Genomic DNA, 13,910 nt, shown 5'->3' on the forward strand with positions numbered 1-13,910 from the left:
CCAACCCCCCTGTCCCGGCTCAGCTCACGGTGAGCGCGGTGTCGTCGAGGACGAACGAGGTCTGGAGGGTGGAGCCCTCGGTGCCGGTGAACTTGATCGTCACGGTCTGGCCGGCGTAGCTCGCGAGGTTGAAGCTGCGCTGGGTGTAGCCGCTCCCCGCGTTCAGGTTCGAGTAGGTCGCGAGGGTGGACAGCACCGTTCCGCCGCTGCCCAGGACCTGCGCCTTGAGGGTGTCGTAGGCCGTCGTGGTGGTCGTCTCGGCGGTGTCGACGTGGAGGTAGAAGCTCAGGGTGGCGCTCGTGCAGCCGGCCGGGACGGTCACCGACTGCGCGAGGGTGTCGGTGCGGGCCGAGCCGTAGCCGTCCAGCCATGCCTTGTAGGAGCCGGTGCGGGCGGCCTCGCCGGTGTCGTTGGTGATCACGCCGCTGGTGGCGGTCCAGGAAGCGGCGCCGGACTCGAAGCCGGGGTTGGCCAGGAGCTGGGCGGACGTGCAGGTGCCGCCACCTCCACCGCCGCCACCGCTGCCGCTCGCGCCGGACAGCCACTCGGTGGCGTTGAGGGCGAGGGCCGCGTCGGTGGCGGAGGAGTCGTTCCAGCCGTCGTACAGCGTGTTGCCGGACTGGCCGGTGCCGTCGTCGATCGGGGAGCTGTCGCCCCAGAACGCCACCCGGCCGCTGCCGAAGGTGCTGGTGGCGAAGAAGACACCGGTGTTGCCGGAGTAACCGGTGCGGTGGAGCAGGCCCTTGACGGACGGGTTGTCGGCGGGCTTGAGCGTGGCGGTCGTACCGCTGGCGATCAGGCTCTTGGTGACGGTGCCGAAGGAGCCGTGCAGCACCGGGTCGGTGCTGTCGCTGATCGCGGCAGGGTGGTCGGAGCTGATGCTCAGCGAGTCGATGGAGAAGCCGAACGGGTCGGTGGAGTCGACGCTGTTGTTCGTCATCAGGTCGTTGAGGATCTCGACCGCGTCGTAGCCGTCGTTGTTGCGGTCGGCGCCCGTGTGGTCGGAGATCATGAACAGGCCGCCGCCGTTCTTCACGAAGTTCATGATCGCCGTCTTCTCGGCGCTCGTGAACAGCGTGTTGGGTTCCGGCAAGACCAGCGTGTCGAAGTTCGACAGGTCGGTCGCGGACGTGCCGCCGTAGGCGAGGCTGGAGCCCGACGGCAGCGTCTTCAGGCTGTAGCCGCCGGTCTTCTGCAGCGCCACCCCCCAGGAGGACAGGGCGCCGGTCCAGTCCGTCTCGGCGGACGGGGTGGAGTCCTGGCCGAGCGGGTCGGGCTGGCTGGTGGAGATGATCCAGTCGGCGTTGCCGGCCGTCTCGGCGTGCGCGTTGTCGAACAGGACGCGGTGCGTGGTCGCCGCGTGGGCGGGGGTGCCGGCGCCGGCCTGAACGGCGGCTGCGGTGACCAGCAGGCCGAGGGCGGCCAGGGCGGTGGTGAATCTGGGGCGGGATCTCCCGGATCCGGGCATCCGTCGAACCTCCGTGAAGGGGTGGGGAAGCGGGCGGTGCGGGCGCCAAGTCTGCGCGCGTAGAACCGGCGTGAGGTTCTACACGCGTCGAACGGTTGAAAGGTACATGGCATCAACGGCCGTGAACAGAGGTTTCCGGGGGCGACCGGGGCGGAGTGGCTCCGCTTACAGCGGGCACATTCCACATCAACGGGGATCATCAACAAGACCGTCAAGGAGGGTCGGCCATGGAGATCTCGGGCATCATCAGCGCCATCGTCATCGGCCTCGTCATCGGTGTGCTGGGGCGGCTGGTCGTCCCCGGGCGGCAGCACATCGGGATCCTGTGGACCATCGTCGTCGGCATCGTGGCCGCGCTGCTGGGCTCGGCGATCGCCGCCGGGCTGGGGGTCGCCGACACCAAGGGGCCCGACTGGATCGAGTGGCTCATCCAGATAGCCCTGGCGGCCGTCGGTGTGGCCGCGCTGGACCGGAGCCGGGCCCGGCGCTGAGTCAGTTCTCGTAGAGGTACGGCGTCGTCGTGCTCAGTGCGTGGAAGCCGAGGCGGTCCAGGATCGGGCGGCTCATGGACGAGGCGTCGACGTGGACGTAGCGGTAGCCCCGGGCGGCGGCGACGCGCACGCGGTGGGCGATCAGGGCGCGGTAGATGCCCCTGCCCCGCCAGGCCGCGACCGTGCCGCCGCCCCACAGCCCGGCGAACCGGGTGCCGGGCACCAGCTCCATGCGGGCGGCGGCGACCGGCTCGCCGCCGGCGAGGGCGGCCACGGCGACGACCGTGCCGGGGTCGGTGGCCAGGCGGGAGAGCAACCGGTGCCGCAGCCCGCCCCCGTCGGTCCCGAAGGCCCTCTCGTGCACGTCCACGACGAGATCGACGCCGGCCGGATCGGTGGCCTCGACGAAGCGGACGCCGGCCGGTGGCGCGGTGTCCAGCGGCAGCTCGGTCACCTCGGCCACCATCAGTGTCTCCGCGGGCTCGGCCCGGAATCCGGCGGCGAGCAGCCGGTCGCCGAGATCGGCCGGCGCGTCGTGGGCGTACAGCTTCCACTCGAAGTCCAGTCCCAGACCGCCGAAGTAGGCGATCTGGTCGCGGACGGCCCGGTCCGCGTCCGCCGCGTCCAGGGCGGACCAGAGTACGCCGTTCCAGCCGGGCGCGTCCGCGACCTGGCGCACCACCCCGCCGGCCCTCTCGATCCGGGCCCCGGGTCCGTCGGGCCGGGCACCCTCGCGCAGGTCACGGTCGTACACAGCGAGCACTGAGGCATGATCCATGGCTCCACTTCAGCACGGCGGCCGGGCCGGGACAAAGGATTAACCAGCCGTCCGGGCGGCAACTGACGGGACGTCAGCGGCCGTCCGGCCGTACCGCCGCCAGGTACGCGGTGAGGCGGTCGCGGTTGCGGGCCAGGCAGTCGATGCGGGACTGGATGCGGTCGATGTGCCCTTGGAGCAGGGCGGCCGTCTCCGCCGGCACGTCCTCGGGGGCCGGCACGAGATGCCCCGGGCCGCACAGGTACGGCAGGATCGCGCGGATCATCTCGGTGGTCAGGCCGGAGTCCAGCAGGCCGCGGATCTGTCCCACCCGCGCGACCGCGGACTCCGGATAGCTGCGGTAGCCGTTGCCGGCGCGTTCCGGATGGAGCAGGCGCTGCTCCTCGTAGTACCGCAGCAGCCGGGCGGGGACGCCCGTACGGCGGGACAGCTCACCGATCCGCATGCCGGCCTCCCGGAGCCGCGCTTGACCTTCACACTGATGTGAGGCTTCGACCATGGTGGCATGACCCTGTCCTCCCAGGTCAAGGGCGGCCGGCTGCCGTGGTCGGGGCTGCTCGCCCTGTCCTGCGCCGCGTTCACCGCCGTACTGACCGAACTCCTCCCGGCGGGCCTGCTGCCCGCGATGGCGCCCCCGCTGGGGGTGGCCGAGTCCCGGATCGGTTTCCTCGTCACCGCCTACGCCGCGGCCTCGTTCGTGGCCGCGATCCCGCTGACCGCGGCCCTGCGGGGGCTCCCCCGGCGGCCGGTCCTGTGCGGCACGCTGCTGGGGTTCGCCGCGGCCGACGCGCTGGTCGCGGTGTCGTCGTCGTACCCGCTCACCGTCGCGGCCCGGCTGCTGGCCGGGGCGACGGGCGGCACGCTGTGGGCGATGCTCGCCGGGTACGCGGCCCGGATGGCGCCGGCCGAGCGGCGCGGCCGGGCCGTCGCGGTGGTGCTCGCCGGGATCACCCTGGCCCTTGCGCTGGGCGTGCCCGCCGGTACCGCGCTGGCCGGGGCGGTGGGCTGGCGGGCCGCGTTCGGCACGCTCGCCGTGCTCGCCGTGCTGCTCGTGGGCTGGGTACGGCTGCCGGTGCCCCGCTTCCCGGGTGAACCCCCGCACGCGCGCCTGCCCCTGGTCCGGGTCGCCGTGCGCCCCGGGATCCGCCCGGTGCTGTCCGTCACGCTGTTCCTGCTGCTGGGGCACCAGGTGATGTACACCTATGTCGCCCCGTTCGCCGCGCACGCGGGGTACGGCCGTACGGACGTGCTGCTCGCGGTGTTCGGCTGCGCCACGGTGGCCGGCGTCTGGCTCACCGGCCTGCTGGTCGACCGCAAGCCGCGTCCCACCCTGCTCACGGCGCTCGCCCTGGTCGCGGCCGTGCTGCCGGTGCTGGGCCTGGGCGCCCGGGTGCCCTGGCTGCTGGCCGGCGCGGTGGCGCTGTGGGGTGTGGCCTTCGGCGGGGCGCCCACGCTGATCCAGACGGCGCTCGTCGACGCGTCGGGGCCGGCCGACGCCGATGTGGCGACCTCGTTGCAGACCACGGTGTACAACGCGGGCATCGCGGCCGGGTCGTTCACCGGCGGTCTGGCGCTGGACGCCGCGGGCGCGGGGGCCCTGCCGTGGACCGCCTTGCCGCCGGTGCTGCTGGCGCTCGTCACGGTCGCGGCCGGGCGCCGGTACGCCTTCCCGGCGCGGCGCCCGGCCGTTGCCGCTGAGGCGAACGCGCTGGCGGGGGCGGCCGAGGTGGCCGTAACGTGCCCCGCCGGAGATCATGCCGTGAGGAGGTGGGCCGATGGTACGGGACAGTGAGCTGCGGTATCTGCGCCGCTGTGTGGAGCTGGCCGAGGAGGCGCTGGACGCCGGGGACGAGCCCTTCGGTTCGGTGCTCGTGGCCGGGGACGGGACCGTGCTGGCGGAGGACCGCAACCGGGTGGCGGGCGGTGACCGCACCCGGCACCCCGAGTTCGAGCTGGCCCGCTGGTCGGCCGCGCACCTGACGCCCGGGGAGCGGGCGGCGGCGACCGTCTACACCTCCGGCGAGCACTGCCCGATGTGCGCGGCGGCGCACGCCTGGGTGGGACTCGGCCGGATCGTGTACGTCGTCTCCTCCGTCCAGCTCTCCGGTCTGCTGGCCGAGCTGGGTGTGCCCGCGCCGCCGGTGCGCACGCTGCCCGTGCGGGACATCGCGCCCGACGTGGCGGTGGAGGGGCCGGTTCCGGAACTGGTGGACGAAGTACGGCGGTTGCACCGCCGTTTCCACGCCGGGAACACCGAACGCGCCTGACGGTCAGCCCAGTTCGAGCGTGGTGACGCCGAACACCCGCTCCCGGGCGTACGGGCGCACCGGTCCCGTGTACATGCGGGCGGTCTCGAAGGAGGGGCGCAGGCCCGCCTCTTCGGCGAGGGCGACGGCGGCCGTGTTCGGCTCGGGGACGTCGATCGCCACCTCGCTGCCGGCCGCCTCGGCGGTGAGGGCGGCGAACAGGACCCGGGCGTCGTCGGCGGTGTCCGCGAACAGGGGGCCGACGCGCAGGGTGTCGTGGCCGGGGCGGAGCACGCCGTAGCCGGTCGGGCGCCCGCCCTCCTCCCGGACGACGGCACGGTGGCCGGGCGTGCGCAGCCACTCGGCGAGGAAGCGGGGGCGGTCCGCGGGGTGGCAGGCGCTGTCGTAGGCGGTGAGCGCGGCCACGTCGGCGGGTCCGGCCGGGCGGACGCCGGCGGGGGTGCCGGTGTGGGGGGCGGTGCCGGTGAAGCGGATGGTGCAGTGGGCGGGACGGAAGCCGGACTGGCGGTAGTTGGCCTGCTGGGCGACGACTCCGTCCAGGCCCACGGTGCGGTTCCCGGCGTGGGCGAGCGCGGTCTTCCACGTGGTGAGGCCGTGTCCCTGGCCGCGCAGGTCGGGGCGGACCAGGTAGCAGCCGAGGAAGGCGTAGTCGGGGCCGTGGTTGACGACGGAGACGGCCGACACCGGCTCCCCGTCGATCCGGCCGAGGAAGAACCCCTCGGGGTCCTGCGCGAAGAAGGCGGGCCCGTCGGACAGCCCGGGGTTCCATCCCTCCGCGGCCGCCCACCCGCTGATCACCGGCCAGTCGTCGAGGGTGGCCCGCGTGACGACGAGGTCGTGGGGGGTGGCAGAGGTCATCGCTGCGCTCCGTTCTCCGTCGGGGTGGGGCTGTCCGCACGGCAGGGGCGTCCGCCGGCCGCCCGCAGCATCCTTTCGGATCAAGACGGGCCGCGCCACGGGGAGACCGGCCGGTGCGGCTGGACTGCGCCGCCGGGGCGGGGAGTCGGAAGACTCTCGGGTACGCAGAGGCGAGGGCAGGAGGGGACGCGGCACGGCCCCGCCGGGCCGGGGTCCGGCGGGGCCGTGGGGGGTGGGTCAGTGGGTGCGGCCCGGGCGGGAGCGGCGGTACAGGATCGCGCCGGTGAGCAGGAGCGCGGCGCTGCCGGCGACGGCCGGGACCGTCACGTCGGCTCCGGTGTGCGCCAGCGTGGAGGTCGCCGGGTGCGGGGCGGGGTGCGACCGGACGGGGGCCGGCGGCTTCGGGGCCCGGTGCGTCGGGGCCGGGGTCCGCGGGGGCCGGGTCGGTTCCTCGCCGGGGCCGTTGACCGACTGGTTGCCGTGGGCCGGGTTGCCGATGCCGACGACGTCGACGCTGTTCCCGCTGACGTTGACCGGCAGGTCGACGGGGAGCTGGATGCCGTTGCCCGAGAGCACCCCGGGCGAGTCCTCGGCGCCGCCGTGGGCCAAGGCGCCCCCGGACGCGGTCGGCGCCTCGGTCTTCCCCGTGCCGCCGCTCCTGCCGCCGGTGTTCGCGCACGCGTTGCCCGCGGCCGGATCGAGCAGCCCGACGACGTCCACCGTGTTGCCGCAGACGTTCACCGGCACGTGCACCGGCAGCTGGATGCCGTTGCCGGAGACCAGCCCGGGCGAGCCTGCCGCCGAGCCGCGGGCGTCGGACCCGCCCGCCGCGAAGGCGGTGGACACCGGCAGCGCCACGGCCATCGCGCCGGACGCGGCGGCGACGGCGATCACACCGTTTCGGGTAGCCCGTCTCATAGGTTCCCTGCCTTCCAGACTTCTTCGCGAGCACTCACCCGCACCACCTAAAACGGAGTCGAACCAATCGGAGTTATGGCTAATCGGTCTTTCACCCCATCGAGCGGCACGGTTATCGAACTGCCTGTAAAGCCGCTGAAAGATCACCAACGGGGCATGAAGGGCGCGCAGATTACACCGCCCGCAGCCGCCCCGCTCGCCCGGAGGCGGGCCGTGCGGGGCCCGCTTAACCTGATCCGAGGGCGCCGTCCCCGGTCCCGGCGGGCGCCCCGGGAGGCGTAACGATGCTGGCCAAGCTGTCCACACGGCCCGCCGTCCGGCGCTGCGCGGGTGCCTCGGCCCTCGTCCTGGCGCTGCTCGGAGCCGGGCTGCCCGCGGCTGCCGCCGACCAGCCGCAGCCCGACCTGTCGCGGTTCTACCGGCAGAAGCCCACCTGGACCGCGTGTCCGGGGACGGACACGCCCGACGGCCTCCAGTGCGCGAAGGTCACCGTCCCCCTCGACTACGCGCGACCACGCGCCGGCACGCTCGACGTGGCCCTGGCCCGCTACCGCGCCAGCGGGACGTCCCGGGCCTCGCTGCTGCTGAACTTCGGCGGCCCGGGCGGCGCCGGCGTCCCCGCGCTGGCCGCCGAGGGCAAGCAGTTCATGGATCTGACCAAGGGCTACGACGTGGTCACCTTCGACCCGCGCGGGGTCGGCCGGTCCTCCCCCGTCAGCTGCGGCGACGGCGACGACCTCGCCTCGGCCGGGACGGAAGGGGACACCGACGCCGGCCGTCCGCAGACCCTGCTCAAGCAGCTGCGGCAGGCCGCCGAACGGTGTGCCCGGTCCTCCGGCCCGGTGCTGGCGCACATCGGCACCGTGAACGCCTCCCGCGACCTGGACGTCATCCGCCAGGCGCTCGGCGACGACCGGCTCAACTACCTCGGCTTCTCCTACGGCAGCCGGCTCGGCGCGGTGTACGCGGCGCAGTTCCCCGGCAAGGTCGGCCGGGTCGTCCTGGACGGCGTGGACACGCTGACCGAGTCGCCGGCCGAGCAGGGGGTGGCGGGGGCCGCGGGGCAGCAGACGGCACTGGACGACTTCCTGGACTGGTGTACGACGGATCTCGGCTGTCCGTTCGGGCAGGACCGGCGCAGGGCCGGGGACCAGGTGATCCGGCTCGTGCGCTCGCTCGACGAGAACCCGGTGCCCACGTACTCCGGCGGCTCGTTCTCCGGCCAGGACCTGGTGGGCGCCATCGGACAGGGCCTGTACAGCAGGGATCTGTGGCCTTCGCTGGAGCGGGCGCTGGCCTCGCTGATCGACGACGGCGACACCCGGCGCGTCCTGGCCTTCGCCACGGGCGGCATCGGCCTGCCCCGCGAGCGGCACCGGACGGACGGCGGGCTGGCCGACACCGAGGACGTCCCGGCGGACAACCTGCCGGCGGCGCTGATGGCGATCAACTGCGCGGACGACCCCGACCGGCCCACCGCGGCACGGCTCACCAGGGACCTGAAGGACCTGCGGGCCGCCTACGACCAGGCGTCACCGGTCTTCGGCCGCTACCGGCTCACCCAGTTGCTGCTGTGCTACGGCCGGCCCAAGGGCACCGACTTCATCCGCGACCGGGTGAAGGACGTGCGCACGGCGAAGATGCTGCTCGTCGGCACGCGCGGCGATCCGGCGACGCCGTACCAGTGGACCGTGGAGACGGCGCAGCGGCTCGGCCCGTCGGCCGTGGTGCTCGACAACAAGGGCGAGGGCCACACCGGGTACTCGTCCTCCGTGTGTGTGCACCGCAAGGTCAACGACTTCCTGCTGTACGGCTCGCTGCCCGCGAACGGCAGCTCCTGCCCGGCCGACGGGGTTCGCCAGAGTGTCACCCCGGACAGCGGCGGCTGAGGTCCGCACGCCACCGGCCGCCGGTCGCCGCCGCACCGGCCGGCACCGGCTGTGGCGCATCCGGGTGAACGCCGCGCACCGGGGCAACCCCCCGGCCGCCCCGGCCGTCCCCTACGACAAGGCGCCGCCAGGCCGCCGTGTCCCGCCCCATCCCGTACGTGACCGCGACAGGGAGCCCGTCATGCGCATGCGCGCCGTCATCGCCGTACCCGCCGCCTCGGCCGCCGTGGCGGCCCTGCTGCTGACCGCCCCGCAGAGCCAGGCCGCCACCGGCCGGGACCGGCCCGCCCGCTGCGCGGAGAAGGCGCTGACGATCCGGGCGCGGGCCGTGAGCGGTCACCCGACCGTGCTGCGCACCAGCGTCACCAACCGCGGACCGCGCGCGTGCGTCGTCGACCGGGTGCCCACGGTGTCCTTCGGGGACCTGGACGGGATCGCGTTGCCGGTGCCGGAGGGCGGCGCGGGCGGCTACCGGCTGGCGGCCGGCGGCACGGCGTACGCCGACGTGCGGACCATCGCCGACCCGGCGGACCCGCAGGCCCGCCGGGTGGTGGGGGTCGGGGTGGCGGCGTCGGCCGAGCACGGGGGCCGCTCGTTCACCGCGGGGCGGCTGGGCACCGGGCGCCGGGTGCTGGTGTGGGAGCCGGTGACCACGTGGTGGCAGCGGTCGGCGGCGGCCGCCGACCGTGCCATCGGGCTCGGCTGACCGCTCAGTCGAGCACCAGCTCCGGCGAGTAGAGGTCCAGCCACGCCGCGAGGTCCAGGGTGCGTTCCAGGCCCCGCCGGGCCGCCTGGGTGCTGACCGGCGCCTCGCGTTCGGCGGCCTGCCGGACCCGGTCCCGGTCGACGAGGTCGAAGACGCGGTGGGAGGGCCGGGCGAGCAGGTCCTTGGCCTGCTCCTGGAGGGCGCGGGCGTAGCGGGGGTCCTGCGTGGACGGGTAGGGGCTCTTGACCCGCTCGTACACCGAACGCGGCAGGACGTCCGCCGACGCCTCCCGCAGCAGGCTCTTCTCCCGGCCGTCGAAGGACTTCAGGGCCCAGGGCGTGTTGTAGACGTACTCGACCAGCCGGTGGTCGCAGAACGGCACCCGTACCTCCAGTCCGACGGCCATGCTCATGCGGTCCTTGCGGTCGAGCAGCATGCGCACGAAGCGGGTCAGGTGCAGATGGCTGATCTGCCGCATCCGGTACTCGAAGTCGCTCTCGCCGTCCAGCCGGTCGATGCCGGCGACGGCGGTGCGGTAGCCGTCGGCGACATAGCTCTCCAGGTCGAGGGACTTGGCGAGGTCGGCGCGCAGCACGCCGGCGTCCTCGCCGAAGTGGCGGCTCATGGTCGTCAGCCACGGGAAGGCGTCGGCGCGGCGCGCCTCCTCGTCGAAGAACTGGAGGTAGCCGCCGAAGACCTCGTCGGCGGACTCGCCGGACAGGGCCACCGTGGACTTCTCCCGGATGGCGCGGAAGAGCAGCAGCAGCGAGCTGTCCATGTCGCCGAGGCCGGACGGCAGGTCGCGGGCCCGGATGACCTGGGCGCGGACGGCGGGGTCGGCGAGGGCCTCGGCGTCGAGCACGATGTCCTGGTGGTCGGTGCCGGCGAGCCGGGCCACGTCGTGCACGAAGGGCGTGTCGGGGGTCCCGCGCAGTTCGTCGGCGACGAAGTTGTCGGTCTGGCCGACGAAGTCGACGGCGAAGCTACGCACCTTCTCGCCCTGCGCGGCGAGTTGCCGGGCGGCCAGGGCGGTCATGGCGCTGGAGTCGAGCCCGCCGGAGAGCAGGGTGCAGCGCGGCACGTCGGCGACCAGCTGGCGGCGCACGATGTCGTCGAGGAGCGAGCGCACGGTGGCGATGGTGGTGTCGCGGTCGTCGGTGTGCGGGCGGGTCTCCAGGCTCCAGTACACGCGGGTGGACAGGCCGGAGCGGTCGACGGTGACGACCGTGCCGGGCTCCACCTCGCGCATGCCGTCCCAGAAGGCGTGGCCCGGCGTCTTGACCATGACGAACAGCTCGCGCAGGCCGTCCAGCGTGACGCGGGGCCGGACCAGCGGGTTGGCGAGGATCGCCTTGGGTTCCGAGCCGAAGAGGACGCCGTCGGCGGTGGGCTGGTAGTAGAACGGCTTGATGCCCATGCGGTCGCGGATCATGACCAGCTTGCCGGCGCGGCCGTCCCACACGGCGAACGCGTACATGCCGTTGAGCCGTTCCGCGACGGCGTCGCCCCACTCCAGGTAGCCGTGCAGCACGACCTCGGTGTCGGAGTCGGTGGTGAACCGGTGACCGCGGTCCGTCAGTTCCCGGCGCAGCTCGGTGAAGTTGTAGGCCTCCCCGCTGTAGACGAGGGCGACGGTGCCCTCGGGGGTCGCCAGCGACATCGGCTGCCGGCCGCCGGGGAGGTCGATGATGGCGAGCCGGCGGTGTCCGAGGGCGGCGGGGCCCTCGGTCCAGGTGCCGCGGTCGTCCGGGCCCCGGCAGGCCATCGTCTCGGTCATCGCATGCAATGTGGTGGCCTCGGCCGTCAGGTCACGGTCGAAGGAGACCCACCCGGTGATGCCGCACATGCGCTACCTCCTGCCTCCGGCTGCCCGTCGGCCCCCCGTTCACCTGCGCTTTCGCGGTCGCGGGAGTTCGGCCGGCAAACCAGTTGTATCGAGCACCTATATGACGAGCGTCCGTCAGCCGGTCGGCCGAGTCAACGCGGCCGTAACACGGCGGGGACATCCGCCCCACGGTTTCGGCCGCGTTTTGCCTCAGCGAAATCCGCGGACAGGCCCGCCACCGGGCACGGGGCGAAACGAACCGGCCACAGGCAAAAACTTCCTCAAGCGGCTCGGGCGGCACGCCCCCGCTACACCTTCGCGGTCAGAAACGATCCCGGCACCCGGGCCGGCCCGGCCGGGCTCCGCGGTCACCGGCCACGGGGTCCGCGTCACCGCCGTTCACCGGGGCCGCCGACGGCGGTCGGCCAGGGGGCACCAGGGCCCGGATTAGCCCGAATGCCGTAACGGTGAATCCGCCCTATCGTCGTGTCATGGAGCACGCACTGAGTCCCGTGACCCTTGCCGAACTGCGGCGCCCGCGCCCCTATCCGGCAGTCTCCGTACTGACCCCGACGCACCGTCGCGAACGCGGGAGCGGCCAGGACCCGGTCCGGCTGCGCAACGCGCTGACCGAGGCGCGCAGGCGCCTGGAGTCCGACCCCGCCGTCACCCGTGAGCGGCGCGCCGACGTCGTGGCACAGCTCGACCGCGCCCTCGCGGAGGTCGACCTGACGCATGCCGAGGACGGTCTGGTGATCTTCGCGGCGCCGGGTGAGCACCAGGTCTGGTCCCTGGCCCGGACCGTCCCCGACCGAGTGGTGCTGTCCGACACCTTCCTCACCCGCAACCTGGTCGCCGCGCACACCGCCGAGCGGCCCTACTGGGTGCTGTCCGTCTCCGCGGACCGCGTCACCCTGTGGAGCGGCGGCCCGGACCGCGTCGTGGAGGAACACTGGGGCGGCTTCCCGCTGGAGCGCAGGCGGGAGAACTTCGACGCGGAGCGCCAGATGCGCATCGGTGATCTGCCGAGCACCTTCCGCGACGAGGGCACCCGCCAGTTCCTGCGCGAGGCGGACACCGCCATGAGCACGGTCCTGCGCGAACAGCCCCGGCCGCTCTACGTCATCGGCGAGCAGGCGGCGCTGTCGCTGCTGGGCGAGGTCGGCAGCGTCGCCGCGTGCGCCGTCCACGTCCCGCGCGGCGGCCTCGGACACGCCGGCCCCGACGCGGTCTGGCAGGCGCTGCGCCCGGTCCTGGAGGAGGAGTCCCGCAAGGACACCACGGCCGTGGTCGAGGAGCTGGTCTCGGCGCGCGGTCACCGCACGTACGCGGCCGGGCTGGACGAGCTGTGGCAGAGCGCCCGGGAGGGCCGGGTGCGGCTGCTGGCGGTGGAGGAGGACTTCCGGGCCACCGTCCGCGATCTCGGCGAACATCTGGTGCCGGCCGAGCCCGGCGACCTGGACGCCCGCGACGACATCGTGGACGAGATCGTCGAGCAGTGCCTGGAGACGGGCGCCGAGGTGCGCTTCGTGCCCGACGGCGCGCTCGGCGACGCCCACGGCATCGCGGGAGTGCTGCGGTACTGACCCCTGAGGGCCCCCGTGCGTCGGCGTACGCTACGGCGTGATCGTCGGCGTAAGGGAGCACACGCATGGGTGACCTGCTGGGTGTGGCGGTGCTGGGTGCCGGACACATGGGGGCCGATCACATACGACGGCTCGACCGGGTGGTCAGCGGAGCCAGGGTCGCGGCGGTGGCCGACCCCGATGCCGAGCGGGCCGCGTCAGCGGTGGCCGGGCTCGACGGGGTCAGCGTGCACACGGACCCGCTCGCCGCGCTCGACGCGCCCGGTGTCGCGGCCGTCCTCATCGCCTCCCCCGGCCCCGCGCACGAGGAGGCGCTGCTCGCCGCCTTCGCGCGTCGGCTGCCGGTGCTGTGCGAGAAGCCCATGGTGCCGGACTCCGCCGGTGCGCTGCGGATCGTGGAGGCCGAGGCGGCGTTCGGCCGCCGGCTGGCCCAGATCGGCTTCATGCGCCGCTACGACGCCGAGTACCGGCGGCTGAAGGCCCTGCTGGACGGGGGCGGCCTGGGCCGGCCGCTGATGCTGCACTGCACGCACCGCAACGTCTCCTCCCCCGCCGGCTTCACCAGCGCCATGCTCGTCAACAGTTCCGTCTCGCACGAGATCGACGCGGCCCGCTGGCTGCTCGGGCAGGAGCTGACGGCGGTCACCGTGCTGCGGCCCACGCCGGCCTCGGGCGCGCCCGAGGGCCTGCTCGACCCGCAGTTCGTGCTGTTCGAGACCGAGCGGGGCGCGCTGGTGGACGTGGAGGTGTTCGTGAACAGCGGCTTCGGCTACCAGGTGCGCTGCGAGGCCGTGTGCGAGGCGGGCAGCGCCCGGATCGGCGACGAGCACACCATGGTGGTCACCACCCGGGGCGGCGCCCGGGAAGAGGTGGCGCAGGACTACCTCGTCCGCTTCGCCGACGCCTACGACCGCGAGGTGCAGGCGTGGGTCGACGCGACCCGGCGCGGGGAGGTCACCGGGCCGGACGTGTGGGACGGCTACGCGGCGTCCGCCGTCGCCGAGGCGGGGGTCCGGGCGCTGGAGACGGGAGGCCGGGCGGCCGTCGACCTGGCCCCGCGTCCGGACCTGTACGCCACCGCGAGCCGCTGACGCCGGGGCGCGGCCGGCCGGGACCGCCCTGCC

13 protein-coding genes are annotated in these 13,910 nt (G+C 73.9%); 7 read left to right on the forward strand and 6 right to left on the reverse strand.

Annotated features, from left to right (window positions below):
• Positions 1 to 19: 19 nt before the first annotated feature.
• Positions 20 to 1,468 carry a hydrolase gene (locus ACZ5DC_RS34100; RefSeq protein WP_468659266.1) on the reverse strand — a complete coding sequence of 483 codons (1,449 nt, stop codon included), beginning with the start codon at positions 1,466 to 1,468 and terminating at the stop codon, positions 20 to 22.
• A 227-nt stretch (positions 1,469 to 1,695) separates the two neighbouring features.
• On the opposite strand from ACZ5DC_RS34100, the gene ACZ5DC_RS34105 reads away from it, so the two are divergent.
• Complete coding sequence (locus ACZ5DC_RS34105; protein ID WP_468659268.1) at positions 1,696 to 1,959, forward strand: GlsB/YeaQ/YmgE family stress response membrane protein; 264 nt, start codon at positions 1,696 to 1,698, stop codon at positions 1,957 to 1,959.
• 1 nt (position 1,960) lies between these two features.
• On the opposite strand, the gene ACZ5DC_RS34110 is transcribed toward ACZ5DC_RS34105, so the two are convergent.
• Together ACZ5DC_RS34110 and ACZ5DC_RS34115 are read right to left on the reverse strand one after the other, a co-directional pair.
• Positions 1,961 to 2,737: a GNAT family N-acetyltransferase gene (locus ACZ5DC_RS34110; RefSeq protein ID WP_468659270.1), complete on the reverse strand. Its 777-nt coding sequence runs from the start codon at positions 2,735 to 2,737 to the stop codon at positions 1,961 to 1,963.
• Between the two features lie 73 nt (positions 2,738 to 2,810).
• A complete protein-coding gene (locus ACZ5DC_RS34115; RefSeq protein WP_468659272.1) occupies positions 2,811 to 3,182 on the reverse strand; it encodes a MerR family transcriptional regulator in 372 nt (123 codons plus the stop codon).
• A 60-nt stretch (positions 3,183 to 3,242) separates the two neighbouring features.
• On the opposite strand from ACZ5DC_RS34115, the gene ACZ5DC_RS34120 reads away from it, so the two are divergent.
• Both ACZ5DC_RS34120 and ACZ5DC_RS34125 read left to right on the forward strand, forming a co-directional pair.
• Positions 3,243 to 4,529 carry an MFS transporter gene (locus ACZ5DC_RS34120; protein WP_468659274.1) on the forward strand — a complete coding sequence of 429 codons (1,287 nt, stop codon included), beginning with the start codon at positions 3,243 to 3,245 and terminating at the stop codon, positions 4,527 to 4,529.
• Positions 4,513 to 5,004, forward strand: coding sequence for a nucleoside deaminase (locus ACZ5DC_RS34125; RefSeq protein ID WP_468659276.1), 492 nt, complete (start codon positions 4,513 to 4,515; stop codon positions 5,002 to 5,004). The genes ACZ5DC_RS34120 and ACZ5DC_RS34125 overlap by 17 nt, the downstream gene beginning before the upstream one ends.
• 3 nt (positions 5,005 to 5,007) lie before the next feature.
• Here ACZ5DC_RS34125 and ACZ5DC_RS34130 read toward each other — a convergent pair whose 3' ends face one another.
• Entirely contained in the window at positions 5,008 to 5,862 is an 855-nt protein-coding gene (locus tag ACZ5DC_RS34130; protein ID WP_468659278.1) for a GNAT family N-acetyltransferase, read from the reverse strand.
• Between the two features lie 237 nt (positions 5,863 to 6,099).
• Positions 6,100 to 6,756 (reverse strand): chaplin, encoded by a 657-nt coding sequence (locus ACZ5DC_RS34135; protein WP_468659280.1) that lies wholly within the window; start codon positions 6,754 to 6,756, stop codon positions 6,100 to 6,102.
• 308 nt (positions 6,757 to 7,064) lie between these two features.
• On the opposite strand from ACZ5DC_RS34135, the gene ACZ5DC_RS34140 reads away from it, so the two are divergent.
• A complete protein-coding gene (locus ACZ5DC_RS34140; RefSeq protein WP_468659282.1) occupies positions 7,065 to 8,669 on the forward strand; it encodes an alpha/beta hydrolase in 1,605 nt (534 codons plus the stop codon).
• A gap of 181 nt (positions 8,670 to 8,850) precedes the next feature.
• Positions 8,851 to 9,375 carry a DUF4232 domain-containing protein gene (locus ACZ5DC_RS34145; protein WP_468659284.1) on the forward strand — a complete coding sequence of 175 codons (525 nt, stop codon included), beginning with the start codon at positions 8,851 to 8,853 and terminating at the stop codon, positions 9,373 to 9,375.
• Between the two features lie 4 nt (positions 9,376 to 9,379).
• Here ACZ5DC_RS34145 and asnB read toward each other — a convergent pair whose 3' ends face one another.
• Positions 9,380 to 11,221, reverse strand: coding sequence for an asparagine synthase (glutamine-hydrolyzing) (gene asnB, locus ACZ5DC_RS34150; protein WP_468659286.1), 1,842 nt, complete (start codon positions 11,219 to 11,221; stop codon positions 9,380 to 9,382).
• Between the two features lie 470 nt (positions 11,222 to 11,691).
• Between asnB and ACZ5DC_RS34155 the strand changes: the two genes are divergently transcribed.
• Together ACZ5DC_RS34155 and ACZ5DC_RS34160 are read left to right on the forward strand one after the other, a co-directional pair.
• Entirely contained in the window at positions 11,692 to 12,786 is a 1,095-nt protein-coding gene (locus ACZ5DC_RS34155) for a baeRF3 domain-containing protein (RefSeq protein ID WP_468659288.1), read from the forward strand.
• A 65-nt stretch (positions 12,787 to 12,851) separates the two neighbouring features.
• Positions 12,852 to 13,877: a Gfo/Idh/MocA family protein gene (locus ACZ5DC_RS34160; RefSeq protein WP_468659290.1), complete on the forward strand. Its 1,026-nt coding sequence runs from the start codon at positions 12,852 to 12,854 to the stop codon at positions 13,875 to 13,877.
• The last annotated feature ends 33 nt before the right edge of the window (positions 13,878 to 13,910 follow it).

Source organism: Streptomyces sp. NPDC031445, from assembly GCF_055581365.1.

Excerpts from the sequence above, each read along its gene's own strand:
- ACZ5DC_RS34160 (WP_468659290.1), top strand. The coding sequence starts at position 12,852 with ATGGGTGACCTGCTGGGTGTGGCGGTGCTGGGTGCCGGACACATGGGG.
- ACZ5DC_RS34125 (WP_468659276.1), top strand. The coding sequence starts at position 4,513 with ATGGTACGGGACAGTGAGCTGCGGTATCTGCGCCGCTGTGTGGAGCTG.
- ACZ5DC_RS34120 (WP_468659274.1), top strand. The coding sequence starts at position 3,243 with ATGACCCTGTCCTCCCAGGTCAAGGGCGGCCGGCTGCCGTGGTCGGGG.
- ACZ5DC_RS34105 (WP_468659268.1), top strand. The coding sequence starts at position 1,696 with ATGGAGATCTCGGGCATCATCAGCGCCATCGTCATCGGCCTCGTCATC.
- ACZ5DC_RS34130 (WP_468659278.1), bottom strand. The coding sequence starts at position 5,862 with ATGACCTCTGCCACCCCCCACGACCTCGTCGTCACGCGGGCCACCCTC.
- ACZ5DC_RS34155 (WP_468659288.1), top strand. The coding sequence starts at position 11,692 with ATGGAGCACGCACTGAGTCCCGTGACCCTTGCCGAACTGCGGCGCCCG.
- ACZ5DC_RS34100 (WP_468659266.1), bottom strand. The coding sequence starts at position 1,468 with ATGCCCGGATCCGGGAGATCCCGCCCCAGATTCACCACCGCCCTGGCC.
- ACZ5DC_RS34145 (WP_468659284.1), top strand. The coding sequence starts at position 8,851 with ATGCGCATGCGCGCCGTCATCGCCGTACCCGCCGCCTCGGCCGCCGTG.
- ACZ5DC_RS34110 (WP_468659270.1), bottom strand. The coding sequence starts at position 2,737 with ATGGATCATGCCTCAGTGCTCGCTGTGTACGACCGTGACCTGCGCGAG.
- ACZ5DC_RS34140 (WP_468659282.1), top strand. The coding sequence starts at position 7,065 with ATGCTGGCCAAGCTGTCCACACGGCCCGCCGTCCGGCGCTGCGCGGGT.
- ACZ5DC_RS34115 (WP_468659272.1), bottom strand. The coding sequence starts at position 3,182 with ATGCGGATCGGTGAGCTGTCCCGCCGTACGGGCGTCCCCGCCCGGCTG.
- asnB (WP_468659286.1), bottom strand. The coding sequence starts at position 11,221 with ATGTGCGGCATCACCGGGTGGGTCTCCTTCGACCGTGACCTGACGGCC.